General features: G+C 64.4%; 19 protein-coding genes. 6 read left to right on the top strand and 13 right to left on the bottom strand.

Annotated features, from left to right (window positions below; genetic code table 11):
* Positions 1–186: 186 nt before the first annotated feature.
* Positions 187–576, bottom strand: a complete 390-nt coding sequence (locus KBZ14_RS09135) for a DUF6165 family protein (RefSeq protein ID WP_315856139.1) — start codon at positions 574–576, stop codon at positions 187–189.
* Positions 570–965, bottom strand: a complete 396-nt coding sequence (locus KBZ14_RS09140) for a hypothetical protein (RefSeq protein ID WP_255118019.1) — start codon at positions 963–965, stop codon at positions 570–572. Before KBZ14_RS09140 ends, KBZ14_RS09135 begins: the two co-directional genes overlap by 7 nt.
* Before the next feature lie 190 nt (positions 966–1,155).
* On the opposite strand from KBZ14_RS09140, the gene KBZ14_RS09145 reads away from it, so the two are divergent.
* Both KBZ14_RS09145 and KBZ14_RS09150 read left to right on the top strand, forming a co-directional pair.
* Positions 1,156–2,460 carry a glycosyltransferase family 9 protein gene (locus tag KBZ14_RS09145; protein WP_255118020.1) on the top strand — a complete coding sequence of 435 codons (1,305 nt, stop codon included), beginning with the start codon at positions 1,156–1,158 and terminating at the stop codon, positions 2,458–2,460.
* A 33-nt stretch (positions 2,461–2,493) separates the two neighbouring features.
* A complete protein-coding gene (locus tag KBZ14_RS09150; protein WP_255118021.1) occupies positions 2,494–3,585 on the top strand; it encodes a hypothetical protein in 1,092 nt (363 codons plus the stop codon).
* 7 nt (positions 3,586–3,592) lie between these two features.
* On the opposite strand, the gene KBZ14_RS09155 is transcribed toward KBZ14_RS09150, so the two are convergent.
* The 5 genes from KBZ14_RS09155 to KBZ14_RS09175 all read right to left on the bottom strand — a co-directional run bounded on the left by KBZ14_RS09155 (position 3,593) and on the right by KBZ14_RS09175 (position 11,924).
* Positions 3,593–3,859 carry a hypothetical protein gene (locus tag KBZ14_RS09155; protein WP_255118022.1) on the bottom strand — a complete coding sequence of 89 codons (267 nt, stop codon included), beginning with the start codon at positions 3,857–3,859 and terminating at the stop codon, positions 3,593–3,595.
* A 5-nt stretch (positions 3,860–3,864) separates the two neighbouring features.
* Complete coding sequence (locus tag KBZ14_RS09160; RefSeq protein ID WP_255118023.1) at positions 3,865–5,085, bottom strand: HlyD family secretion protein; 1,221 nt, start codon at positions 5,083–5,085, stop codon at positions 3,865–3,867.
* Between the two features lie 214 nt (positions 5,086–5,299).
* Positions 5,300–8,278, bottom strand: a complete 2,979-nt coding sequence (locus tag KBZ14_RS09165) for an ABC transporter transmembrane domain-containing protein (protein ID WP_255118024.1) — start codon at positions 8,276–8,278, stop codon at positions 5,300–5,302.
* A complete protein-coding gene (locus KBZ14_RS09170; RefSeq protein ID WP_255118025.1) occupies positions 8,275–9,075 on the bottom strand; it encodes a peptidylprolyl isomerase in 801 nt (266 codons plus the stop codon). The genes KBZ14_RS09165 and KBZ14_RS09170 overlap by 4 nt, the downstream gene beginning before the upstream one ends.
* On the bottom strand, positions 9,072–11,924 hold the full coding sequence (locus KBZ14_RS09175) for a glycosyltransferase (RefSeq protein WP_255118026.1): 2,853 nt from the start codon (positions 11,922–11,924) through the stop codon (positions 9,072–9,074). Before KBZ14_RS09175 ends, KBZ14_RS09170 begins: the two co-directional genes overlap by 4 nt.
* Positions 11,925–11,992: 68 nt before the next feature.
* Here KBZ14_RS09175 and KBZ14_RS15750 point away from each other — a divergent pair, with 68 nt between their 5' ends.
* The 4 genes from KBZ14_RS15750 to KBZ14_RS09195 are packed head-to-tail and all read left to right on the top strand — an operon-like array spanning position 11,993 to position 18,219.
* Entirely contained in the window at positions 11,993–14,155 is a 2,163-nt protein-coding gene (locus tag KBZ14_RS15750; protein WP_261348965.1) for a hypothetical protein, read from the top strand.
* Positions 14,156–14,207: 52 nt separating this feature from the next.
* On the top strand, positions 14,208–15,101 hold the full coding sequence (locus KBZ14_RS09185) for a class I SAM-dependent methyltransferase (RefSeq protein WP_255118027.1): 894 nt from the start codon (positions 14,208–14,210) through the stop codon (positions 15,099–15,101).
* A gap of 2 nt (positions 15,102–15,103) precedes the next feature.
* Positions 15,104–16,069 carry a hypothetical protein gene (locus tag KBZ14_RS09190; RefSeq protein WP_255118028.1) on the top strand — a complete coding sequence of 322 codons (966 nt, stop codon included), beginning with the start codon at positions 15,104–15,106 and terminating at the stop codon, positions 16,067–16,069.
* Entirely contained in the window at positions 16,066–18,219 is a 2,154-nt protein-coding gene (locus tag KBZ14_RS09195) for a hypothetical protein (protein WP_255118029.1), read from the top strand. Before KBZ14_RS09190 ends, KBZ14_RS09195 begins: the two co-directional genes overlap by 4 nt.
* On the opposite strand, the gene KBZ14_RS09200 is transcribed toward KBZ14_RS09195, so the two are convergent.
* The 6 genes from KBZ14_RS09200 to KBZ14_RS09225 form a co-directional block, all read right to left on the bottom strand.
* Complete coding sequence (locus KBZ14_RS09200) at positions 18,208–19,344, bottom strand: polysaccharide pyruvyl transferase family protein (protein ID WP_255118030.1); 1,137 nt, start codon at positions 19,342–19,344, stop codon at positions 18,208–18,210. The genes KBZ14_RS09195 and KBZ14_RS09200 overlap by 12 nt on opposite strands.
* A 103-nt stretch (positions 19,345–19,447) precedes the next feature.
* The gene (locus KBZ14_RS09205; protein WP_255118031.1) at positions 19,448–20,920 is read right to left on the bottom strand and encodes a hypothetical protein; all 1,473 of its coding nucleotides are present in this window, start codon (positions 20,918–20,920) and stop codon (positions 19,448–19,450) included.
* Positions 20,921–20,993: 73 nt separating this feature from the next.
* Positions 20,994–22,091, bottom strand: a complete 1,098-nt coding sequence (locus tag KBZ14_RS09210; protein WP_255118032.1) for a glycosyltransferase family 2 protein — start codon at positions 22,089–22,091, stop codon at positions 20,994–20,996.
* On the bottom strand, positions 22,088–23,074 hold the full coding sequence (locus KBZ14_RS09215) for a sensor histidine kinase (protein WP_255118033.1): 987 nt from the start codon (positions 23,072–23,074) through the stop codon (positions 22,088–22,090). Before KBZ14_RS09215 ends, KBZ14_RS09210 begins: the two co-directional genes overlap by 4 nt.
* Positions 23,071–23,871 carry a response regulator transcription factor gene (locus tag KBZ14_RS09220; RefSeq protein ID WP_255118034.1) on the bottom strand — a complete coding sequence of 267 codons (801 nt, stop codon included), beginning with the start codon at positions 23,869–23,871 and terminating at the stop codon, positions 23,071–23,073. The genes KBZ14_RS09215 and KBZ14_RS09220 overlap by 4 nt, the downstream gene beginning before the upstream one ends.
* A 309-nt stretch (positions 23,872–24,180) precedes the next feature.
* Entirely contained in the window at positions 24,181–24,711 is a 531-nt protein-coding gene (locus tag KBZ14_RS09225; RefSeq protein WP_255118035.1) for a hypothetical protein, read from the bottom strand.
* Between the last annotated feature and the right edge of the window lie 21 nt (positions 24,712–24,732).

A 24,732-nucleotide genomic window follows, 5' to 3' on the forward strand; every position in this document is an offset into this window, starting at 1 on the left:
GGCGACGATATTTGGGGGGTAGCCCCCTGAGAAAATAGCTCGATGCCAGGTAAAACATTTGCTCCGCTGACCAGTGTGTCAGCCCTTTACCAGTAGTACTGGCTTGAAGCCTGCTGCTGGAGAGATAGAAAAGCCACCCCTAGGGGTGGCTTTTTTGTTGTCTAGATTTAGTTGAGGCTTGTGAGCTCATGCGTTGCCATAGGACTTTTCTTCCACCAACTCGGAGTTGTGTTGCATGTTGATCTGATACTTGATGGCTGCACGATGGTCATTGAGTTGATAGACGGACCTTGCTAAGGAAACGAACTCGTGGCCAAAATCTTGGCGTTGTTCTTGTTTTCGTAGTGCATCTTCAACCTCCCATAAATCCTGGTTGACCTGCTGAAGCTGCTCCACCAAGTGGGCCTCAATGGCGAGGCCGCTTCTGGTGTAGACGTGCTCCAGGGAGGCAAGCTCACGCTGTACATGGTTGAGCCCTGATCCCTGAATGTGTCTGGTCTTGATGGTCAAGATTGTGATCTTGTCCACCAATTCACCAACGGACACTGGTGCGAAGCACGTCGTTCTCATCAGCATCTGTGGGATTTGAAGATCTGTTCTGTGGGGTTGGTTTGGCCTGTGAGGGCATCGTCCAATCCGCCAAGACCTGGCTGAAGATCATCGGGGCCGCTGATGCGTGTTCCTTCGGAATTGACAAGATCGAAGCGAGCACTTTGGCTATTTCTGGCTCCAAACACAATCGCGTCCTGGCTCAGGCCTGGAATGCCTGTCTCCTGTCCACCATGGGATGCCCATGGAAAATCTTGATTGAAGCCAACATGCAGGCGATCGAGTTGTGCTTGCACAAAGCTGTTGATCTCGCGTCCAAGTTCGCCACTTTGGATCGCCTCAATCTTTTCGAATGCGTTCTTTCCATCCAGAAAGTCGAATAGACTCTGGCCAATTGGTTGGGTGCATGTCGCCATCGTGTTGTCCTGATCAGTGGGCGGCTCAGGACGGAGTTGTTCACCGCATCCCTTCGCCTCAACAGCATCTGATCAACCGCATTTCTGCTGCAAGACCTTTGTAACGGCATTTACCCGCCAATTTGGAAATTGGCGTCATCGACACCTTGGGGGCGCCCTGTTCCTTTCGGGCCTGTCCCCAGCCTTGCCCATGGTGATTCAACACCTGCTCCGTCAAGCTCGGCAGTACGAGCTTGACGGTGCCTGGGTGGCCGTTGCAGCCACCTTTGCCGCTCTCGCCTCGGCCCAACCCAGCGATCACCGGTTCCTCGTGAACCAGGCCAACGCCCTCTGGCTTGCAGACCTGCCCGATGCGGCTCGTGAGTGCTACGCCCGTGCGCTTCGAATCAGCCCGGATTGTCCTGTGAGCAAGAGGGGATTGGCCAGTTGCTTACGGGATCTGAATCAGTTCGAGGCGGCTGTGGCGCTGCATCAGGAGTTGGAAGCGGTGCTCTTGCCGGGATCGCCCGATCGTTTGGCCAATCTCTGGGCTCACAGCCAGGTGCTGGTCGGTTTGCAGCGCTTCGCAGAAGCTTTTGCATGCATGGCTCTCCGGCGGCCCTGGATGGAAGGTGTGCTCCACCCCACCGGCGACCCCCTTGTTCCGCAGCTCACGTTGGTGAGTGAGCAGGGATTTGGCGACACGCTCCAATTCGTGCGTTTTCTCGAACCGCTGGTTTCCCTGCGCCACGCGGCAGGGCTGAGTGGAGGCCTCCAGTTGCTGGTGGAGGCCTCCATGGTGGAGCTGTTGCGTGAGGGTCTGGCCTGGTTGCAGGAACCGCCTCAGGTTCGGCCCAAGCCGCAGCAGCTCCCGGCGGATTCCCTGTCGTTGCTCGATCTTCCCCATGCCCTGGGGCAGCAGGATGTGGCGCCCAACGGTCCGCATGGGGGCTATCTGGTCTCGCCGTTGTGGACTAGCGAGGGGCCTGGCCTCCATCCTGAGGTGACAGCGTCAGGTGCTTGGCTTGTAGGGCTGGTCACAGCAGCCGGGCGGCCGCTAGTCGATCCCTTCTGCCTGCGGGAATACCAGAAACGCACCCTGCCGGAGCTGATCATCTGGAGGCTGGTGAGGGAGCTGCAGCGCCACGAAAGCGTGGTCGTCGACCTGCAGTTCGGCGACGAGGCCACGCGCCATCACGGGCTGGGGCTCAACCTGCAGGATCCCGGGGTATCGCTCGAGGGGTTTGCCGCTACGGCGCGGGTGGTGGCCCAGTTGGATCTGGTCATCACGGTGGACACCGCCATGGCCCATCTGGTGGGGGCCATGGGGCGCCCCTGTTGGGTGTTGCTGCCTTGGAGTGCTGATCCCCGCTGGCTTCGCGAGGGGAGCCTCTGTCCCTGGTATCCCAACAGCCGCCTCTTTCGTCAGCCCCGCACGGGCGATTGGCATGGTGCCGTGGATCAGCTGTTGGAGTGCTTCAGCTCCACCTGCGTTGTTGCCGCCAAGGCTCCTTAGGGTCGCGATAAGCCGTGCGGTTGGCGCGTTGTGATGGGGAGCCTGCTCCACTGGTTGGGCTGGGGTCGGCAAGAGCCCGGGGCGGGAGCCCTGGCTCTGCGCTTGGTGGAGCCGCAGCAGCCCCAGGAATGCTTGCCGGAGGGGACGCCTGCTGTGGTGCTGGAGCTCACCCCCTGGTCGATCGCTCGCCTCAAGGTGATCGCTGCAGACGTGATCGATCGCCCCTGCCAGGCTGCTCTCCAGGCGGCACGTTCGGCTCGGGGCTGCTTATCAAGATTCTGGCTGGCTGCGCCGGTGGATGCTCTGGAAACCCTGTTTACAGGTCCTGTTGGCGAGGTGTACCGCCAGCTATTGGCGGGCGTCTTGCCAGCGTTGCCGCTGGATGCGGCTGAATCGGCCTGGAAACACCAGCTCACCGACTACTTGCAGGCTGGTTTTGAGCAGCCAGGCAGTGTGAATGCACTGTTGGCTCTGCTGCCCTATCTGGACCGCGAGGCCATGCAGGTGAACAATCCCCTGCAGCACTTGCCCACTTGGTTGGTACCCCTCTATGCGGAACGCTGCGATCCTGGTCTCAGTGCTCAGCCCAATGGTGCCAAGGGGCTCCCGCAATTGCCGCCGGTGCCAGCCCTTCTGCCATCCCTGCCCGAGCTGGCGCCGATCACTGGTGCTGCGGCCATGGCGCTGATCGGTGATGCCAGTTTTCTTGGCCGCGTGAGTGGGCTGATCAATCTCTATGGGCTCGAGCCCAGCGATCCGGAGATCTGTCGCGACTTGGGCCTAGGGCGCCGTCAGGTGGCGCAGGTGTGGCTGGATGTGGAGAGTGACCAGTTGGAAAGCCTCTATCGCACCCCCTTTGGACAGCTCACCGACAACCTGATCGCCTCCCCCTTTGCCCGGGAGCCCCTCAATCAGGACGAGCGGGCCCTGCGTCAGCAGTTGGCCGAGGTGGCTGCCGATCTGCACCATCCTCGGGCCCTGAATGCCCTGATTGCAGCCCTCCTCTACTACCCGATTGAGCAGGTCACGTTGCCATCGGATCAGGCCCTGTTGCCCCCTTGGTTGGCCCAGAGTTTGGCCCGACTGGGGGCACGGGCTTCCGCCCAGGGCGTGCGTTCAGCCTGACGCCTCGCTAACGGTGGAACTCGCACCAGAGCAGCCAGTAGATCAAGGCGCTCAACAGGGGCGCCAGCAACAGTGGCATCGCCGCCAACAGCGCTAGCACGGCACCAGCTTTCTGTGCGAGCACCAACACCAGGCTCAGATAGAGCAGCAGCAGCAGGGTGATGGCCGTCCGCGGCCGCCGCAGTTGGCCGCAGATCCTCTGGATGAGGCGGTGTTGCCTTCGGCGGGGTTGCTCATGGGCAGGCAGTAGCGAGATCCAATCCCAGGGCGCCATGGTGGTCAGCGCAGCCGCTCGAGGCTGCGCAGCTTGTCTTCAAAGAATGAGGTGAGGACACTGATGAAGGGCCGTTGACGCAGCTGGATGTCGGCCGTGAGAGTCATGCCAGCTTTCAGGGCCACTTGGCGTTGCCCGGCCTGGAGGGACTGGCGCTGGAGTTGCAGAACCACTGGGTAGAACAAGCCGGTGGCTTCGGCGCCAAGGGTGCTGCGCATCTCCTCGGGTGTCAGGGCATCGGAGCCGATGCCGCCCACCAGCGCTGGCAGGCGGCCGTAGTCGTTGGAGGGGAAGGTGTCGAGGGAGATGTTGGCCTTCATGCCCGGGCGAATGAAGCCAATCACATTGCTGGGCACCAGCACCCTCGCCTCTAAGGTGCCCCCCGGCACAATTGCGAGCACGGGGGCGGCCGCGGCAACAACGCTGCGCGGGCTGATCCGCAGGTCGAACACAGTCCCTGCCAAGGGCGTGTGCAGTTGGCCGTACTGAAGTTGCAGGCGTGCTTCCTGAATCTGGCCATCGAGATCGCTGATCTGCCGCAGATTGGCCTCAACCCGTCCGCGCAGATCCGCCCCCGGGGTGGACTCCACCTCCTGCAGATTGGCCTGGAGTCGGGCGATACTCCGCTGTTCCTCGAGCACCTGAGAGCGCAGTTGGTTAGCCGTGTTGCGGGTCTGCAATTCCTGTACGCCGCTCACGGCACCTGCTCGGGCAAGGTAGCTGTAGCGGTTGGCAATGTCGTTGGCAGTGTTCCAAGACTGACTCAACCCGGCCAGGCGTTGTTGGCTTTGGCGTAACTCCTGGATGGCCGCCTGCTGCCGGCTGCGCAACTGCTCCGTCTGGTTATTGCGTTGCAGCCGCTGATTGGCTGTGAGGCCATCGGCGCGGCGGTCGCCCAAGGCATCGGCGTAAATGCGGTTTTCGCTCAGCAAGCGGGAGCGCACCGCCTGGGCCGTGGCGAGCTGGTTGCGGGCCTGATCCAGCTCGAAGCGCACGAGGAGCTGGCCGGCCTTCACCGGCTGGCCCTCCTTCACGAGCACCTCCGCCACCACCCCGGCCACGGGCGCCTCCACCTGTTTCACACGGCGCCCAGGCTGGAGTTTCCCTTGGACTGCCACCGATTCACCCAGGGGAGCCAACAGGCTCCACAGCAACAACAGCCCCGTGCCACCCACGAGGGTCCACACGATCACAGTGGTGGGTCGCGCGCTTGGGTTGAGCAGCACGGGTTGCTTGAAGCTCCAGGCTTGCGCTGTCTCCCCTGCAAGGGCGTCTTGGGGCGCTGAAGGCCCGCCAAAGGGGTGGCTGGCCGCCGGTGTCGGAGAGCTCGCGCCCACGAGGTCCACCCCTGGGCCTGGCGTTGGCGGCGGAGGCGTGCCCCTGCTCCGGGGCCAGAGGCGCTGTCGCCAGGACGGCTCATGGCGGGGATCTGGAGTCATGTCAAGCCACCTGTTCCTGCTGCTGGCTCTGGAACAGGGCGAAATACCACCCCTGCTGTGCCATCAGCTCCGCATGGGTACCGGACTCCATCACCGCCCCCCGATCCATCAGCACAATCAGATCCGCCGGCTGCACCGTTGTGAGCCGGTGGGTGATAAAGAACACCGTGCGCCCGCGGAAGGCCTCCAGCAGGTTCAGGCACACCTGGCGCTCCGTGCGGGCATCCAGGGCGCTGGTGGCCTCATCGAGGATCAGCAGCCGAGGGTTCTGCAGGACAGCCCTGGCCAGGGCCAGGCGCTGGCGTTGGCCGCCCGATAGGCCAGCTCCCCGCTCGCCCACATCGGAGTTGTAGCCCTTGGGCAGATTCATGATGAACTCGTGGGCGCAGGCAATCCGCGTGGCCGCCATGAGCTCGGTGGCGCTGGCATCAGGCTTCACCAGCAGCAGGTTGTCGCGGATGGTGCCGTCAAACAGCACGGTGTCCTGGGGTACCACGCCGATCTGGCGTCGTAGGGAATAGAGCTCCACTTTGTTGATATCCAACCCATCCACGAGCACCCGTCCGGAACTGGGTCTGTAGAAGCGCGGGAGTAATTTGAGTAGGGTGCTTTTGCCGCTCCCCGATCCCCCCACAAGCCCCACAAAGGAGCCGGTTGGCACCTCCAGATTCACGCCGTTGAGTACGGGATCCTGGTCTTCGCTGTAGCGGAACACCACGTCGACAACGTGAACCCGTCCAATCAGGGGCGGCATCGGAATGTTGAGCGACTCCGCCTGGCTTTGTTCTGTGGGGCGATCCACGACATCCGCCACCATGCGTAAGGAGGCGCTCGATTGTTCGAACTGCTGCCAGGTCTGCACCATTTTCACCAGGGGGCCTGTGATATACCCGCTGAGGATGCGAAAGGCGATAAAGCCTCCAAGGCTGAGCTGATTGCGCATCACCAGGAAGATGCCCACCCCCACCACCACTAGGCTGTTGAGGTCGTGGATGAAGCCGGCCACGTTGGCCAGGGATTCACGGGTGACCTTGAGTTTGAAGTCTTCACCGATGAAGCGAGAGTAGCGGTTCTGGAACTCCCAGCGTGTTTTTAGCTCGGCATTCTGCGATTTAATGGTTTGAATCCCAGTGATGGATTCGTTCAGATAGGCATAAGTTTTCACTGCCTCGCCCATGCTCTTGTTGATCTGGGAGCGCATGATGGGGTTGCTCACAATCGCCAGCACCAGCATGAGTGGGAGTGTGGCCAGGGAGGCCAGGGTGAGTGGAATGCTGAGGGTGAGCAGAATGGCGAGATAGAGGAAGCTGAACAGGAAATCAACCGCGGTGGTGATGCTTTCACCCACCAGAAATTCCCGCAGTCGGTCCAATTGATGGAAGTAGTGGATCACCTGTCCGACAGGGCGACTGTCAAAGAACATCTGGGGCAGTCGCACCAGGTGATCCAGGATTGTGGATTTCGTGGCCTGGTCAATGCGGTTGGCGGTGTCGGTGAAGATGTAGCTGCGTAGTGTTTTCAATACCCCTCGCAACACCGCCGCCAGCAGCAGCACTAGGGAGATGCTGATCAGGGCGTTGAGGTTGTCCTGATGCACCACCTGGTCGATCAGCTGTTGCAGGCCCAGGGGTGTCACCAGGGTCAGCAGGTTGATCACAACGGAGAGGGCCAGCACCTCCACCAGGGCGCGGCGGTGTTCCTGAAGGAATGGGGCGTACCAGCCCCAGCTGAAGCGCTGCTCCTTGGCGTCCTGTTTGCGCTGCAGCAACAGCAGGGGCACCAGGCCCGTTTTGCTATCCCCCAGTTGGGCGGGTGCCACCCGCAGGGGCCCCAGTTCCGGCTCCAGCAGCCGCAGGCGGCCATCGGGGTCCACCCCCTCCAGCAGAGCAAACTGGCCCTCCTGCTCCAGCAAAACCGGTAAGGGCACCCGGTTGAGGCGATCCCGGGGGAGTTCCGAGAGCACCACTTGCAGCCCCATGGCATCCAGTAGCTGGCCCAGATTCACCAGGGTCAGCCGCGGTTGGCGTTGCAGCAGGGCCGCCACCCGATCACCGAGGGCATCGCGGTTGATCGGCACATCGAAGTAGTTGGCCAAGGCGATGCAGAGGGCGATCGGGATCGCACGGGGTCCGCTGGCGGAGCTCAGCACCAGGCCGCCTTGCCGGGCCAAGGCCGGCGGCGGCGGCTCGGGGGAGCGCGCATAGATGCGGGCGGCGGAGGGCTCCAGGTCGTGCGGCACCACCGTTTGCGGCGGCCGGTGACCGATGCGCAATTGGTCGTTCCCATGAGCTGCGGCAGGGGTGAGGTTGCCGCTGGCCTCGAGGGGGAGGCCCAGCAGCCTGAGCCATGGGGCACCGGCCGGGGGCGGCTGGCTCGAGGTCGCGAGGGGCCAGGGCTGGCCCAGGGGGCCGCCACTGCTTACGTACCAGCGTCGATCGGCCTCCAGGATCAGGCTGCCGGGATGGCCTGCCGCGAGGCTGCGCACCTGCACCTGGCGCCGCAGGGTCCCCCAGTCCTGCTGGGTCAGCAGGGGGGTAGCGGCTGAGCGCCCCAGGGCCTCCATCACCTGGTGCAGTTCAGCGGCAGAGCCATGGGTGGCGTACCACTCCCGCAGCTCGGGCTCAGTGTCGAGCAGGGTCTGGAGGGCTCCGGCGGGCAGCATGAGCACCGTGCTGTCGGCGGCCGCCCTGAGGTGTTCGCAGGGTGCTTGGCGCAGAAGGCTGCTCCAGCCGGCGCTGTCCCCCTCCCCCAGCAACTCCAGGGTGTGCAGCTCTCCGTCCATGGGGTCGATCGCCAGCGATCTCAGGGTTCCTCTCAGCACGAGCACCACCCCATCCGGCAGCAGATCGGCTCGCAGCAATGTTTGGCCGAGTTGGTAGTGGCGGAGCACGAGCTCCGCCTCAAGGGCGTCAGCCCGCTCCGGGCTGAGCCGATCGAATGGCCGGTAACGCCGCAGGGACTGGAGGGGCGCAGCTGTCATGGGGTGGGGGCTCCATCGGGCCGGGGCACCGCCGCGAGCGGGGCGCCCTGCAGCAGCGCCTCCACCTGGGCGTCCACCCAGCTGGTCAACAGGTCGTGCAGCAGCCGGGTGCGGGTGGCCGCGTCGAGCTGAGCCGGCCGTTGCCGTTCCAGGCGCAGCACCAACCACAGCTCGCCGATGGCGAACGGCGGCCAGAGCTGCCCCGCGCGACCCACTCGCAGCCTGGAGCTCAGTTCGGGATGGGCGGCCGAGAGGGCGATGGGCCCGATCAGTCCCTGGGTGTCCCGTTCCGGTCCGGTGCTGAACTGCTCCACGGCTTCGGCAAAGGTCATCTCCCCGCCGCGCAGCCGTTGGTGGAGTTCTTCCGCCAGCTCCTGGCTCTCTACCCGCAGCAGGGAATACACCACCCGATCGAGATCGAGCTTGCGGTCGAGGAAGCTGATTTCCACCTCATCCTCAAATCGCCACTGGCTCCACCGCTGCAACCGCTCGGCCTGGGTGGCGATGGCCTGCAGGTCGTCGTGGCTCCAGTGCCTTGCGGCGAGCCATTGCTCCAGGGCGGCCTGGCTGGCCACACCGTCCGCCTGGACGCGGCTGGCAGTCAGGGCCAGCTCCTCTTCCGGGGTGAGCTGGATGGTGGTCGCCACCGCGTCCTCCACCACGGCCCGGGCCAGGTCGCGGCTGAGCCCATGGCGGAGGATCAGCCGATTGGCTTCCTCTGCCGATAGCAGCGGGTGGCCGGGGCTCAGGGCGATCACTGCCGTTGCCGTCACGCCGGAGAGGGTGGGGATCGTCATGGGGTGATCTCCTGTACCGGCAGCCCCAGCCGCTGCAGGGCCTGGCCCATCAGCTCCAAACCGCGGTGGCGGGAGTAGTGCTGCCGCGCATGGGCTAGCGCCGTTGCGCTGACGTGCCGCCAGAGCTTGTCGTCGACCAGGAGCCGCTCGATCTGCTCCACCCAGTCGTCGAGTCCCTCGGCAATCAGCACCTCCTCGCCGTGGCGCAGTTCGGTGCCCTCAGCGGCGATCGGGCTCAGCACCTGGGGGGTGCCCCGGGCCAGAGCTCCCACCACCTTGCCCTTGAGGCCTGCCCCTGCCCTTAGGGGCACCACCAACATCCGATGACTGTCGTAGACGCTGGCGGTATCCGCCACCCAGCCCCGCACCCGGACCCCTGGCTGCTGACCCCAGGCCTGGGCCAGCTCTGGATCCAGGCCGCTGCCATAGAGGTGCAGCTCCAGCTGGGGGTGGCGTTGCCGTAGACGCGGCCACAGCTCCGCCAGGAAAAAGGCCACGGCATCGCCGTTGGGGGGATGGGTGTAACTGCCCAGAAAGGCCAGGCCTTCGCGCCCCTCCGGCGAGGGGGGCTGCGCCACGCAGTCCACCACCCAGGGGCAGGCTGCCGTGGGGGCGCGGCCCAGGGTTTCCGCCTCGATCAGCCGGCGCTCCACGGCGCTGTAGCTGAGGGTGAGATCCACCATCCCGATCGCTTGCAGTTCTTCGCGGCGGGTGCTGGCCACGCTGGCTCTGGCCTGCTCGTGGGCCTCGCCGGCCAGGCCCGCGGTCCGCAGCTGGCGCAGTTCGCGCAAGTAGTGAAGATCGGCTGTGCAGAACAGCAGCCGTGCTCGCGGCGCATGCTCTCGGATGGCGGCCATGTGGTCGCGCACCGTGGTGTAGCGCACGAGGTAGAGCAGCTGGAATTCATGGCCCCGCTGGCGCAGGAACTGCTCCAGGGAGAGCACAAACGGGGCATGGACGCTCTCAATGCCCTGGCGCTGCAAGGCCTCGCTGTAGTTCCCCAGCCAGGCCAGGTTCGCCGGCAGGAAGGTCACCTTCCATCCCAGCTCCTGCAGCAGACCCATCTCGGTGATGGCGGCCTGGCTGCCGGCATCCCGATCGGGCCGCGGCGGGGCATGGTCGAGCACCAGCACCCGCCCCACGATCCCCCGGTCTTTGCTGGATTCGGCTGCCGCCTTGGATGGCGGGCCCGATGGTTGGAAGGCGTGCTGCCACTTGCGCTGAAACAGCGGCGCATGTTCCAGCTGCAGGCGCTTGCTGCCCTCCGGGTTACCCGTGTCGATGCCGCAGGTTGTGCCCTCGTGGTGGATCACCCGGGCGAGGGGGGCACAGCGAACGCGCAGCTGCTGGGCTCGTACCTGGAAGGCCAGGTCGGTGTCCTCGAAGTAGGCCGGGGCAAAGTCGGCGCTGAACCCCCCCAGCTGCTGCCACACCGCCAGCCGGATGGCCAGGCAGGCGGCGCTCACGTAATCCACCTGGCGGGTGTAGCTGACCCTGGGGTCGTAGGGATTGCCACCGCGCCCGTAATTCCAGGGCTGGCCATCGCCCCACACAATCCCTCCCGACTCCTGCAGTCGGCCGTTGGGAAAGATCAGCTGGGCGCCGGTGATCCCCGTATCCGGCCACAGCGCAAAGGGCGCCAGGAGTTCCTCCAGCCACCTGGCACAGGGCTCGGTGTCGTTGTTGAGCAGCACCACAAACGAGCCCCGGGCCAGGGCCACGCCGCTCTGGCAGGCCTGGTTGAAACCCTGGGCCTGGTCATGGCGCACCAGGCGAACACCCTGCAGATCCCGGTTGAGGGCCTCGCTGGTGCCGTCGGAGCTGCCGTCGTCCACCAGGATCAGCTCCATCGCGACCCGGGTAGGGGCGTAGGCGATCGCCAGCAGGCAGCGGCGGGTGACGCCGTAGTGGTTATGGGCCGGGATTACCACCGACACCAAGGGAGCGTCGCTGCAGGGCAACTGCACCGGACGCTCCAGCGGCACCACCGGGCTGGCTGGGGTGTAGCCCTCGACGACCAGCCGATGCAGGCGGGGTAGGTCTGGCGGTAGCGGCACTTCACCCGCCTCCGCCCACTGCAGCCAGGTGCTGAGGCTGCGGTGCTGCTCCAGAACCAGGGGGTGGAGATGGTCGGGGAAGGGCGGCCGGCCGTGCTCCAGCAGGGCTGGCCAGGGGGTGAGCTGAAAGGGCGTGAGGGTGATGCGCTCATCCAAGCTGCGCCCCGCCTCATCCCGCAGTTCCAGGTGATGGGGACGGCCATCACAGGCCTCAGGGGGGATCACGCCACGCACATGGCCGTGGCCGTCGCTGCGCAGCTGCACAGAGACACGGCCGTCCACCAGCAGCTCCAGGCGGGCATGGGGATCCCCCCAGCCGTAGATCACCGGGCCTTCGAGGCCATGCAGTCCGCCCCTGCCAAAGCCCTGCCCTCGGCGGTGCAATTGCTCCAGGCGGCGATAGCGCTCAGGGTTGAGCCGCTGGGGACTGCCACTGAGCTCCACCGGGCCGTCGGGAGTGTCGAGGAAGGCCCGCAGCACGCTGCCGGTGCCCCGGGGCGGCAACTCCCGCTCCAGGGGACCCTGCAGCACGAAGCCGCAGGGCAGCGTGAGCCCTTCCCGCTCCAGGTCGTCGCGGTGGATGTGGGCCGTTACCACCGCCAGGGGCCAGGCGCGGCCGGGTTGGAGCAGATCCTCGAGCACCAGGCGCACCAGCAGGGGGGCGGGGGCTGCTGTGGGCGGCACTGGGCAAGCCCAGCCACTGAGGGCGCCAGAGGTGCCCAGATCGTCGAGCTGCCCCGCCCAGGAACCCCGCTGGTGGGGGGCAATGGCAGCCGGCAGGCTCGACGGCACGGGGTACGCCCTTCATTGCATCAACACATCCACAAACTGATGAAGGGCCTCGGCGTTGGGCCCTCCTGATGCAGGTGCGCGCAATGAAGGGCGTAGAAGCGGTGCGACATCGACCCCTCGGAGGCGAGCCCGAGCTTGGGATCTGGGTGTCGCTGGACACCCTGCTGGAGCTGGCCTTGCCGGCTCAGGCCCAGTTGGAGCTGTGGCGCCGTTTGCTGGCGGACCTCGGCCCCAGCGACAGCAGTGCCCAGGACGCATGCCGCGTGGCCTTGCTGGCGGCCCTGTGTGAACAGGAACCCCTGCAGGGGTGCCACAGCCTGGAACGCGGCTCCTGGCAGGAGGGCCGCGGGGCATGGCAGGCGGCGCTGGAGCACCACGGCCAGCTGTTGGCGCTACGGCCCGCGGCCGCCCCGGCGGCGATGGTGCGGCTCATGGAGGGCCTGATCCAGATGCTGGCCCGCCTGGATCAGGCCCTCACCCATCGCCAATGGCGGCCGCCGGCCTCACCGCGGGAGAACGCCGAGGTCCATGGCCTCGCCGCGGAACTGCTGCTGGCGATCCGTGGCCTTGGCGGGCCGCTGCCGGCTTGGTTCGCTGTGGTGGAGGAAGGGCTGCTGCGGCGTGGAGCCCTGGCCCTGTTGCAACAGGCCGATGGGGAATGCCGCCGCCAGGGCCTCGCCCTGCTGTTGCGGCTGGCGCAGTTCCAGCCTGTGCCGGAGGGGCTCCAGGCACGCTTGGAGCTGGCGGTTCTGAGCCTGCTGGCAGACCTGGACCAGAGCAGCCATCCCGCCGCCGATCTCCAGGCCCTGGTGGTTGTTCTGGCCCCCTTGGGGAGCCTTGTGGACAACCCTCAGACCCGCCTGCAGGTGCAGGACGCCCTGGCCTTGGCGGAGGGTTGCTTGGCTCTGAATGCCGAGGCCATCGACCCCTGGGACGTGGCCTCCCTGCAGGAGCAGCCGCGTGGCGTTGCGGTGGAACCCGACCAGATCAGGGCCCTCGTGCGCGATTGGCTGGACGATCACCCCGCCTCGGAACCGGCCGTGGAGCTGGACCTGGTGTGGATCCCCGGGGCACGGCCCCTGCCCCACAGCCCGGGCCAGCTGGCCCTCAACCTGGCCGCGGTGGTGCCGGACTGTGGCAGCGATCTCCCGCAGTTAGAGCCGGTGCTGGCGGCTTTTTTTGAGCCCCTGGCAGCGGCTGGCCGCGGCCACGGCTGGCGTCTGCGGCAGCCTGCTGCCAGCTTGCTCAGCTCACTTCGCCAGCTCTGGAGCGCCGGTGGTTCCCTCACCGGGCTGGACTGCCGGGTGCTGGCCGCGGCCCAGGGCCTGTGGCAGCGCTGGGGTGGCCCGGGAGTGCTCGGTGCCCTCCAGATTCCGCCTGGCTGGCCGCCGGCCCGGCTGGAGCCGGGGTGTTGTCTCGTGCAGCCCTCCCCTGTGCAGCTGGCTGGCTTGCGCTCTTGGTTGCTGGACCGCGAGCGCTTAGAGCAGGCCCTGGCCTTGATCCGCCGTCATCACCACGATCCCGCCTTTATGGCGCAGGCCGCCGCCAGCCGCGATCCCGATGGCTGGGCGGCGGTGCAGGCGCTGTGTGCCTTGCACGTGGAGGAGGGCTTCTATGCCGCCACGTCGGATCCCCTGGCCAGCCTGCGCGCCTGGGCTGATTCGTGCCTGGCCCTGTTGGCCCAATCCCAGTGGCTGTTGGATCTGCACCAGCCCATGGGCTCCTGGTGGGCGGTGCTACAGGGGCTTGTGCGGGAGCACAGCCGCCTGCCGGACCTGGTGGTGGGACCTGAGGACGAGGGGTTCTATCAACTGCTCGCTGGTCAGGAGGTGGTGGTGGTCAGCCCCTTGGCGGCCCTGGTGGAGGAGCAGCACCGCAGTGGGAATGCCTTCGCCTTGTTTGTGGATTTGGCGATTGCCCCTTACGGGCTGCGCTGTGTGGCGGCTCCAGCCTCCTTCTATCCCGAACGGCCCCACCGGGGGTTTGAGGCGAGCTTGGCCGCTTGCTTGGAGGCGATCGAGGTGGTGGCCCGGCAGCGCCCTTTCAGCGTGTTTCTTTGCTCAGCCGGCGCTTACGACCTACCGCTCTGCCAAGCCGTGCGGGATCGCTACGGGGCCAGTTGTGTGGCCATCGGCGCGAGCCTCCACGCCCGCTTTGGCATCGAGCAGCCGGTCAGCCAGCACTGGCGTTGCGGGCAACGCCGCAGCGACCGCTGGCGGCGCATCAGCTGAAGGGCTGCTGCAGGGGGATGTCAAGGCTGGGTAAGCGACTCAGCCTGAAGCCATGGCTGCGCCGTCGTCCCCGCAACGCGAAAGGCCCGCACCAGTGCTGCGGAAAGAGCTGCTGCAGCTGCATGACGACCACCGCCAGTTCAGCAGTTTTGAAGCGTTTGCGGTGGCCTTGCCGGGGCTGATGCAGCTGGGGCGCCATCGGGATGCCGCTGCCACCTGTGTGGCCCTGCTGGGGTTGATCGAACCGCTGAGTGGCCGGCAGATCGAACCCCGCTGGATTCAGATCGGTCGTACCAATCTGCGGGAGTCAATTGTGGCGGCGGAGTGCCTATCCCGCCATCGCGCCATCACCCGCGTACTGGAGTATCTCGGGGAGAGCCAGATCAGCCTGCGGCAAAAACGGGTCTATCTGCCGGAAACCTCCACGGGATTTGTGCGCTGGCTGGGCCACTACTTGCCCCACAGCCTGGAGCTCAGCGACTTTCTTCAGGATGCAGAAATTGTGCCCTCAGACCAGGCTCTGCATCAGAATCTCTGTGCACTCACCTATGGCCCAGATAGCTTTGATCTGGTGATCTGCAACGACGTCTTTGAGCATGTCTATGACCTCCCTAAGGCCATTGAAGAAGTGCACCGGGTTTTGAAGCCTGGCGGGCGATTGTTGTCTACGTTTCCGATGGCTTTTGGTCAGCAGGAAAGTATGATCAAGGCGGAATACAAGGGGCAACACCAAGCCGCATTGTTCCGAGGAGAGCCGGAATATCACGGTGACCCCATTCGGCCGACCCGTGGGTCTCTGGTGTATCAGATCCCTGGCTGGGAGATTCTCGATTTGGCTTCCACGATTGGTTTCTCGGCCGTGGTGATCCACTTGATCAGCAGCTGGAAGCATGGCGTGCTCGGAGCTGATCTGCCGGGGGTTTTGGTGGCCGATTTTCTGCGCTAGTCATGGATATCTCTCCCGGTCTTGCCCGCTTAAGGCGCGCCCTGCTGCTGCACCCCGCGGATGCCCAGAGCTGGCAAGCATTGATTGACTTCATCCAATCCACGGGCGGAGGCTGGCTGCTCTCGGATCTGGATGGGTTATTCGACGATCCCATCGCCGCCCCGCAAGCTGTTCCACGCGATCACCAGGCCGAGGTGCTGGAGCAGGGACTGGAGGCCCACCGTGCCGGTGATGTCGAGGGGCTGGCCAAGGCCCTGGGCCGCCTGCAGGGTCTGGATGCCGATGGAGCCTGGGCCCATGGCCTTTCGGGCTTGCTGGCGGAGATGGGTGGGGCCAGTGGCTATGCCGCCTTCGCCCGAGCTCTGGAGCGGGATCCAGCCAACGCCTGGTTTCGCTACTGGACCAGCGTGGCCGCCCTGCGCCGCCGCGACTGGATCGACTTCGCCTATCAGGCCCTACCGCTGGCCGGCTCGGACACCCTGGAGCACCAAGTGGTGGTGCTGGCTGCCGTGTATCACCTGATTGCCATCGCCTTGGTGCAACTGGTTCCAGATCTTTGTCGTAGCAACGACCTGCGTGTGTTCGATTTGGTGCATCCGGACACGATCGCCCACAACCGCAATGATCTCACCGCTGCTGTGCTGCGGTTTCTGAATAAAGAACGGCGCAAGATGGTTCGGATCCTGATGGCCTATCTCCATCATTCCTACCCGAAGTCCAGCGTCCATTGGGGCCAGGTGCATCAGCTGCAGGAACTGCTGCGCTGGCGCATTCCCTGGCTAGTGGAACCCCAGCTGAGCGCCAACCTCTATGCGGCACTTCAGCAGCAGCTGGAGGCCCTGCCGAATCGGAGCCCGCAGCATGGGGATCTGCACGACCTCTTGCCTCAGCGGCCGGGTGTGGTGTTCGGTGACGAGCACATCACGGTCTGGCGGGATTTCAGATTTCACCTGGTGCCATCGCTGTGATTCTTCGTCCCGGGGAGCCGTTGGCTCCCCTTGGCTCCGATCTGGTGGAGCTCATTGGCCGCTCGGATCGTTTCACCGCCCTGGCGGCCCAGCTCCTCGATGACGGCTTGCAAACCATCGGCCGCACTGCCCTGGAGCAGGAGGTGGCGGCTGGGCTGGGGGATCAGCTGGCCACTGCGTTCTACAAGGCCCTGGTGCTGTTGCCTGATCGCCCCATCCTGATGACGGCGGTGACCGATCTACAGCTGCGCTATCGCTTTCTCTGTGCCCTGGAGGCCATCTACGACCACCGCAGCCAGGCCTTCTGGTTGCGCCATGGCCTCGATCGGGAGATCCAGGAATCCGAGGCACTCCATGCCACGGCTCGCTTGATGGCCTCCGGCGAGGTGGAGCTGGCCTGTTTTGGCCATCAGTTAGCCGACTACTTCGGTGTTGCCGTGGAGAGCTCGACTGAACCGGAACGGTCTCCGGCCGCCTTCCTTGGGTTGGAGTCTGTGGTTGGGGATCTCTGGCACCTGCGCCCCGATCCCCAGCAGCACCTCCAAGGCCGACATGTGTACGTGCTCGTGCCCCACCCTCACATCACCATCGCCAGCGCCAGTTGCCTCTGCAGCCTGGTGGCCCGGGTGCTGCCGCTGCTGGCACGGCTGCATCCGGATCCCCAGGCCGTGATCTGTGCCCCGCTCGGCACCCGCAAGGTGTCCCTGTCCAAGCAGGGGCACCACAGCTGTTCCACCTACTTCGATGGGGGGAAGCCAGTGCCGTTCTCGCTCAACCGCGGACTGGAGCCCTATCTGTTGCTGAGCCCGGAGCCCCTGGTTTCAATGTCTGAGCTGCGCTCGCGCCGCCTCTGCTTTGCGCCACTGGTGGACAGCCTCTCCTCTCTGCTGTTCCGTGATCCAGCCGATTACCGTCTCGGCGATGGGGCCTTCCAGCACCGGCCCCTCACCTCACCGTTGCAGGTGTCGTTACAGGGGGCTGAGCGGGCATCGGGTTTGCTCACCTCCACCTCATGGCGGCATTGCCTGGTGGAGGGTCTGCTAGTGCGGAGCCAGCTGGCGGCCTTTTCGCTCACCCCCTGTCACCACCTCGCTGATCGCTATGCCCGCGTCCATGGCTTCTCAGGCCATGGCCCCTCGGGGGTCATGAATCAGTCGGTCCTGGCCACCTCCCGGGGGTTGCTATCCACATGGCGCTATGAGCGCAACTTCGATAGCTGGTCGGGCCGCAGTGCGGATGTGGCCCGCCACCCATCCCTCAACTTTCTGGCCTGGGAGCGTGGGGATCCCAGCCGATCTGCAGCCTCAGAGGCGTTACAGATCGCTCCTCTGCGCTACAGCGGCTATCCCAGTGAGTGCAAGATCGAAGACCTGCGCCTGTTCGCCATTGGGGAGGCCATCTATGCGATTGGTGCCCTGATTCTGTCGCGCTCTCGCTATCGGGCGTGGCTGCCGGAGATCTCGGCTGAGGCTGCTGCCAACAACACCATCGACGACATGTTGGTGGTTCAGGCCCTAGGACGGCTGGATCTAGAGTGGGGAGTTCTGGTGTTTGAGCGTTTACCCTTGCTGGAGGTCCCCGCTGAGCCGGAATCCGCTGCCACTCTGCTACCCAGCGGTTTTGAGAAGAACTGGCTGATCCACCGGCGCGATCAACAGTTGTTTCTATTCTATTCGGTGCAACCCTGGCGGGTGTTTCAGGCTGATGGCATTCAGCGGCATTGGCAGCTGATGCATCATCAGCCGCTCGCCCTGCCAGAGGGGCTTCAGGGGCCGCTGCGCAACAGTGCACACCCCTTTGCGCTTCACGATCGGAATGGCGATCGCGGGCTTGGGCTTGTGGTGCATCGCCGCCGTAAGCACTCCTACATCTACGATCAATATCTGATTCTGCTTTCGACCGATACCCTGGAGCCTCAGCAGATCAGCCGTGAGCCGATTCTCTCGGTGAATACCCAGGCCATGGCCCATGATCCCGGCTTCCGTAAAAATCCAGGAGTTTGCTATGTGAGTAGTGTATTGGTGCAGGGTGATGAGGTGAGGCTGTTCTTCAATCTGTTTGATTGCCGTACCTGTGTGCTTGCCCTAGCCATGGCCGACCTGATGGCCTTGATCGATGATGGCCTGAGCTTTGTTCCCCTAGTCCCATAGATTTGGAGCGCTGAATGCGGTATGAATCGCTTCCTTGGCCAGCCGTTGTGTTTCGGCCAACGAGGTGGAATATTCCACGGATTCCACCTGTTTGAGTGCTGCCAGGAAGGTCTCGGTGGTGAGCTCCTCCGGGTTTACGGAAATCAGCCCCATCTGCTGGGCAAGGTCGCGGTTCTTCTTGGAGCTGCCCAGATTCATGACTGGTACATGGGCCGTCATCGGGAAAATTAGGCCGTGGAATTTCATTGAGATGGCGGTGTCAAAGTAGGGCATCAGCGCCATGATGATATCCGGTTCCATGTAGTGAGATACGATGTTGTAGAGAGGGGCCTGGTTGGATGCTTTGGCCAGCCTGTATCCCACATAAGCGTCAATAGAATTGTACCAGTAGCTCAAGCTGAAGAAGTAGAGGTTGTAGTAGGGCGTGATCTCGTCGAGGGCGAGTCTTAAGTTGCGTAGGTAGAGCTTGTCGGCGGCTTCGCGTTCAATGCCTTCGAGAACGCATGAGCTGCGGATTGTTTTGTAATCGTAGTAGTGATCGGACAGAAAGATGGCCATGTTTTTGTTGCGCAGCTGGCCCGCTGGCATGGTGTTCTCGCAGTGCCCTCCCATCCGCTCGTGCAGTTGTTTATTGCGGATATTTGGATCCAGTTCGCTGATGGCTTGCCGCTCTGCTGGAGTGGCGCCTAGGGCGTGAACGATGTCCGGCAGGTAGTGGATGTTTCGATCTGATGGCGTGAGCCGGCGTAGTTGCACGGCGTCAGATTCGCTGCGAATCCAGGATTGGCGCATCTGCGCAAGGGTGGGGGTGTAGCTGCTCAGGAGATGCTCTTGGGAGCCAATGTCGGCGCTGATGATATGGAAAGGCGTCCGGGCTGGGATGTGGGCCCAGAAGTAGGGTTCGCCGATGATGGCGCCGCCGCCCACGATCAAGCGGGCCCGCCCGCCGGCCACGTCCTGTTCAATCTCACTGGCTAGGGATCGATTCTCGGCGAGCTGTGATGGCCGGATGAAGCGCAATTCCGCGCTGGCGGGCAGCAACTGCTGAAAGGCAAGGCGAAAGGCCTCATCGCCGGCATTTTTTGATCCGTAGTAGCCAAAGATATAAAACCATTGCGGTGCCATCAGCCTGAGCTCCTGTTGCTTTCCCCCGGCATCTCAGTCTGGAAAGATGCTGGAAGTGAATCACTTTCTGCGGCAGTGCTGCCCCAGGCTTGCGTTGGAATCGCTACGGGTCTGTGGGGCCTCCCGTTGGTATCTCCAGTTGGGATCTGATCAGGGCCATGGTGAGGGTGATGGCCCGTTCGATATTCACAATCTCAAATGGGAGATTGTGCTGTTCCCCCTTGGGCAGGGATGCTGCTGCCGCGTCCTGTGCATAGAGATCCGTGGGCAGGGTGGCGAGCAGTCCTGCGCCTTCGCATTGTTGGCGATGCCAGCGGGCGATGGCTTCCGCATGGGGGGATCCCACCAGGCACAGTCCTGGAATCTGCGGTTGCAGCCAACCCAGCTTGTGCTGCATCGTGCCTTCATGGGTCACATAAAAGCGCAACCCTTCCGTGCGCTGCAGCCAGGCGGCAAACTCCAGCCCGGAGAGCATCTCCAGTTGCGCCTGGGGGCAGGATTCCATGATTTCTAGCACTCGGGTGGTGCAGGCCTGCTCCCGCAGTTGTGCTTGCGGCTGATCACGATTGTTGTGTTGATAGGTGAATCCGTCCAGCAGGATCAACGGCCGCTGAAAATGGTGCATCAGCGCTGTAATTAAGCCTCGGAAATAGGCCACTTCATTGCGCAGCTCCCGCCGTCCTGGTCCGCGGATGCCCAGCAGGATCAAGGGTCGGGGCCGATCAGGCGGCAGGGCTGGCGGCGCTTCCCTGGCGAGGGCCTCGATCACGGTGGCGCGGGCCTGTGACGTCACCAGCGTGCCGCCCAAGCGCACGCTGGGACGCTGGCCAATCCGATCGGGCTCTACCAGGCTCACCCCCTCCAACTGGGCCAGGTTCAGCACGGTGTCGTTGTCCTGCAGCAGCTCCAGGCCGGTGCCCGCTTGCAGCAGCCGCAGCAGTGGATCCAGCTCGTTCCAGAGGAAATGGGCAACGTTGCTATCACCGGCCCGCACCACTGCCCGTTCGCCAGAGCGCGGCTGGGCTTCAGCCGGTGGCGCGGGCTTGAGCGGTTGCGCTGACAGCCGGTAGCCATCGCCGCATTCCCCGGATGACCACCACCACAGGCTCTGGTCGTTGCGGCGTTGCAGCAGCAGGTGGTTGCGATCGGCATCCGCCTGGCAGTGCTGCAGTTGATAGGTGTTCCCATCCAGCTGCAGCTCCAGGGGCCGCCCCTCAAGAATGTCGAGTTGGTAGCGACGCACGGACCGGGGGTAGACCCAGCGATTCAGGGCGTCCAGGCCCGTTGTCGGGAGCGAGGTCATGGCCTGGCTTGCGGTGACCCGCTCACGGCAGTGTTGGGCTGCGCGGTTCAGGCCTGTGGCCTCCAGGGCCCGGCCCAGGGCCAGCAGGCCACTCTCCAGGCCCAGCTGCTCGATGGCCGCAGAGGAGAGGCCCAGGTTATGGGCCTGGCCCAGGGTTTGGCGGGCCCGGCGCAGGCGGCTGGCGGCGCCCCCTTGCTCAGCCTGCTGCAGCAGGGCCTGGGCCTGGATCAGCCAGGACTGCGATTGCTGGGGATCTGGCTGTCCCTCCGCCATGGCCCTTGGTCCAGGCTGCCGATGGCCGGAGCCTATGCATGGCGCTCGGCCGTGGCGGCTGCTGCCCCCCTCCTCATTCCCACTCGCCGAGCCAGCGCTGCCGCCAGAGGCCCGAGGCCAGCCAGGCACTTCCCGGTCCGCGGCGCCGGAAGAAATACCAGAGGCGGTTGAGCTGAAAGCTGCGCTTGTTCTGTTGCGCCAGGCCAGGGTCGGCGGCCAGGGTGCGGCTCTGCAGGGGGTTTTGGGCCAGCATCCGCCCATGGGCAAAGCTGCCGTTGAGGCGTTGCACGCTGGGGGTCGCCAGCAGGCGGTCGCGGTAGTCGAGGTCTTCGCAGTAGGCGGGGTAGTAGCGCTCATCGAAGCGACCCACGGCATCCCAGGCCAGGGCGGTGAGCACAAACGCGGAGAAGGCGCGATCTCCCGGGAACAGGGCCAGGTATTGCGGTTGATCGGGATTCAGCTGCGCCACAACCTCCGCCAGCAGTCCCGGGGGAAACACCACATCGTGGTTCACGATCAGGGCCATGGCGGCCTGGGGAAAGCTGAGCAGGATCTGATTCCAGGCTGCTGCCACCCCAGCATTGGCAAAGGGCCTGGCCACGCGGATCTGGCCGATCCCTGGCATGCCCTCCCGTTCCATCTTCCGCAGCGTGTGGCGCAGCTGCAGGGCCTGCGGGTCGTTGCGGCCCCCGCTCTGATCCACGATCGCCAGCACGTCAATTGGCACGTCCAGGCTGGCCAGCAGGTTGTGCAGATGCTCCTCTCCATTGAGGATTGGCACCCCCACCAGGGGCAGCACCCCCGCTGGGGCCGCTTGCGGTCGCAACTGCTCTAGGCCCTGCCAGAACAACTCCAGCAGCTGGCCGTCTTGGCTGCGCTCGCACACGTCGGCCAGGCAGCGCCACAACGCCTCACTCGGCTGTGGGTCGGGTTTACCCCGTTCAGGCAGGTTGGCCAACCATTCCAGCAGCCAGGAGAGCACCAGGGCTCGGGCCTGCGGCCAGGCGCCCAGGTTCAGCAGGAGCTCCACGGCCCGTGAGCGGGCCTCCGGGTCCGTGGGGATGGGCTGATGCAGGAGCCCATGGGCGTAGTGATCGCCCGCCTGGCGCCAGCGGGCCACCAGGTGCTCGAGGGCGTTCGGGTCCGTGTGGCGCCGAGGTGGATGGCTCACTGGCCGGGCTCCTGAGGAGAAGCAGGCCCCAGCCTGAGCTGTACCTGCCAGCCACCCTGGGGGGAGGTCCCCACCTGGAGCTCACCCCCATGGCTGCGGCAGAAACTGCGGGCGATGGCCAATCCCAATCCATGGTGCGGTGGTGGCAGCAGGGGAACGCTTAGGGGTGAGGCCAGCCCCGCCTTACCCGTGTCATCCAGCTGGATCACCGTGCCAGGGCCGCTGGGACGCGCCGTGATCCGCACCGGTGCGCCTCCATGCTCCAGGGCGTTCTCGATCAGGTTGTGGAGGGTGCGCTGCAGGAGCCGACGATCCACCCAGCCGCTGAGGGTTGCCGGGATCTCCACCACCACCAGCCGCGGCCCGTAACTTCTGGCGATTTCCCGGCAGAACCGCTCCAGGGGCAGCCGTTCGCGCGGAGGGGGGCTGATCCCCTGTTCGCCGATTTCCCCCAGCTCCTGATCCAGGGCCACCAGGGCCTCGAGATCGGCTTCCAGGCCGGCTACGAGTTCGGGATCATGGGTGTCCTGGTCCCGCAGGGTCTCCACCCGCAGCAACAGCCGGGTCAGGGGTCCCCGGATGTCGTGGGCCAGATCATCGAATTGGCGCTGCCGGTTGGCTGCGGCGCATTGCATCTGATGCAGCAGGCCGTTGATGCGGTGGGAGAGCAGCTGGAGCGGAGCGATGCCGCCGTCGAGCACCAGGCTGACCTCCTGGCTAGGCCGCCGGGGCAGGGCTTTGAGCAGTTGGTTGAGCGGTTGCCACAGCTCCCGCTGCAGGAAGGTCACAACCCCCATAAGCCCGCCGAGCACGATGGCAAGTACCACCAGCAGTGCCCCGCTGGTGGCCACCAGGCTCAGGCCACTGCGTTGCAGGAGCAGCAGCGCCAGGAGCAGCAGCAGTAAGGCAAAGGTCATGCCGAGCGCGCAGGCGATCAGCAGTTCGCGGCGATCGCGGCTACTGAATAGAACGGCCCGTTTCATCGGGGCGCCCCCTCGCTGGGCTGCCCATCGCTGCCGGCTTCGATGCGGAGCGCATAGCCATGGGCCCGCACCGTTTCGATCTGCAGGGACCCGCCGGAGGCCTGCTCCAGCAGGCGCCGCAGCCTGGAGAGCCGCATGTCGATGCTGCGGCTGCTGCTCACCGGGGTGAGGCTGCCACTGGCCAGGGCCAGTTGCTCGCGGGTCAACACGCGGCCAGGGGCCCGGCAGAGGGCCAGCAGCAGGATCCGCTCCCCCCGGCTCAGCGTCACGCTGGGGGCGCCGGCTTTGCGCAGGGAACCCTCGTGGGGGTGAAACGCTACGTCCCCGAGCACGATCTGCTGTTCCTGCTGCGAGGGGGACACGGCCAGGCGTTGGCTGATCCGCAACAGCTGTTCGCAGCGCAGCAACATTTCGCGGGCATGGAAGGGTTTCACCAGGTAGTCCTGGGCGCCTTGTTCCAGGCCATGGATGCGATCAGCGGCGGCCCCCATGGCGGAGAGCATCAGCACGGGAAAGCTCTGGCCTGCCCGACGCAGATCGTGGAGCAGATCAGTGCCGAGGTGGTCGGGCAGCCGTTGATCGAGCACCAGCAGATCGGGTCGGCCGTCCTGCAGTGCGGCCAGCATCTGTTCGGGGCGATGGAACGTCCGCACCTGCCAACCGCTGCTGCGCAAGCGGGACACCATCTGCCGGCAGAGGTCGATGTCGTCGTCCAGCCACCACAGCATGGAGCCGGGATAGGCGGAGTTGAAGGTCTTCTCCTGCTCTGCCACCACAAGCCACTGGGAGTGCTCCACCGCCAGTGTGATCAGAAGTGATGGCCATCACGTGCCCTCTGCTGCTGTTGCGGCTGCCAGTGGATTGGGTGACGTCGTCACTCATGCCAGCGTTTCCTCGCTTGCTGAGAACGCTTGTGAATCCTCTCTCCAGTGGTGGCTGCACCACTGTTGATCTTGGCCAGAGTTAGTCCATTGGCTGGTACCGGCCAATGGAGCACAATCGGTGAGATTGGAACGCTGTTATTGGGCAATAGTTCTGGGTTGCCTGGTTTGTTTAGACGTCCAATCAGGCGGCATTCCGAGTTACCTTCCTGGTATTAGCAATGCTTAGAATGCACTCGGAAGTTCAATGATATCAGGGAAAGACGGGATCACGTTTTGGTTTGGATTGGTCTGGGGTAAATTAAACAGGCTTGGATCTGTGATCACTTCACCAGGCCTGCCCTTGTCATTGCCTGTCCGGCAAGCGTTTTCCCCGAACCCAAGTCCAACGCATTCGAGCTTTTCATTGGTGTCTGCATCCCGGCAGCTGACGGTGCTATCGCTGCTGACGATGCAATTGAGCCGTTGATTGGAATACTTGTCGATGCAGGTGCGAACCCCGCCGCCAGATATGGTGCAGTTCAGCTCCTGGCTCGAGTTATTGCTTACGCAAGTGGATGTGCCATCAGAATTGTTGATACAGGTATAGGTTGTTTCGCTACTATTGGCGGGAGCTTCGCCAAGAACAAGAAATATTCCGATGGCAGCCAACCCAGTTATCAGGCTTCTATTTGTGCTTTGGACATCACCAAAGAAGCTGGCAATGGGCTTGCGCAGTTCGTCTCGGTGGTTGCGGCGCCTGTAATGTCCGGGCATGACAGTGTTTGAAAGGCTAAA

This window comes from Synechococcus sp. HJ21-Hayes, from assembly GCF_024345835.1.
Lineage (GTDB): Bacteria > Cyanobacteriota > Cyanobacteriia > PCC-6307 > Cyanobiaceae > Vulcanococcus.

What these genes read in the sequence shown, in the direction of transcription:
- KBZ14_RS09135 (WP_315856139.1), bottom strand. Translation starts at nt 576, where the DNA reads ATGCTGATGAGAACGACGTGCTTCGCACCAGTGTCCGTTGGTGAATTG.
- KBZ14_RS09140 (WP_255118019.1), bottom strand. Translation starts at nt 965, where the DNA reads ATGGCGACATGCACCCAACCAATTGGCCAGAGTCTATTCGACTTTCTG.
- KBZ14_RS09145 (WP_255118020.1), top strand. Translation starts at nt 1,156, where the DNA reads ATGGTGATTCAACACCTGCTCCGTCAAGCTCGGCAGTACGAGCTTGAC.
- KBZ14_RS09150 (WP_255118021.1), top strand. Translation starts at nt 2,494, where the DNA reads ATGGGGAGCCTGCTCCACTGGTTGGGCTGGGGTCGGCAAGAGCCCGGG.
- KBZ14_RS09155 (WP_255118022.1), bottom strand. Translation starts at nt 3,859, where the DNA reads ATGGCGCCCTGGGATTGGATCTCGCTACTGCCTGCCCATGAGCAACCC.
- KBZ14_RS09165 (WP_255118024.1), bottom strand. Translation starts at nt 8,278, where the DNA reads ATGACAGCTGCGCCCCTCCAGTCCCTGCGGCGTTACCGGCCATTCGAT.
- KBZ14_RS09170 (WP_255118025.1), bottom strand. Translation starts at nt 9,075, where the DNA reads ATGACGATCCCCACCCTCTCCGGCGTGACGGCAACGGCAGTGATCGCC.
- KBZ14_RS15750 (WP_261348965.1), top strand. Translation starts at nt 11,993, where the DNA reads ATGCAGGTGCGCGCAATGAAGGGCGTAGAAGCGGTGCGACATCGACCC.
- KBZ14_RS09185 (WP_255118027.1), top strand. Translation starts at nt 14,208, where the DNA reads ATGGCTGCGCCGTCGTCCCCGCAACGCGAAAGGCCCGCACCAGTGCTG.
- KBZ14_RS09190 (WP_255118028.1), top strand. Translation starts at nt 15,104, where the DNA reads ATGGATATCTCTCCCGGTCTTGCCCGCTTAAGGCGCGCCCTGCTGCTG.
- KBZ14_RS09200 (WP_255118030.1), bottom strand. Translation starts at nt 19,344, where the DNA reads ATGGCACCGCAATGGTTTTATATCTTTGGCTACTACGGATCAAAAAAT.
- KBZ14_RS09205 (WP_255118031.1), bottom strand. Translation starts at nt 20,920, where the DNA reads ATGGCGGAGGGACAGCCAGATCCCCAGCAATCGCAGTCCTGGCTGATC.
- KBZ14_RS09215 (WP_255118033.1), bottom strand. Translation starts at nt 23,074, where the DNA reads ATGAAACGGGCCGTTCTATTCAGTAGCCGCGATCGCCGCGAACTGCTG.
- KBZ14_RS09225 (WP_255118035.1), bottom strand. Translation starts at nt 24,711, where the DNA reads ATGCCCGGACATTACAGGCGCCGCAACCACCGAGACGAACTGCGCAAG.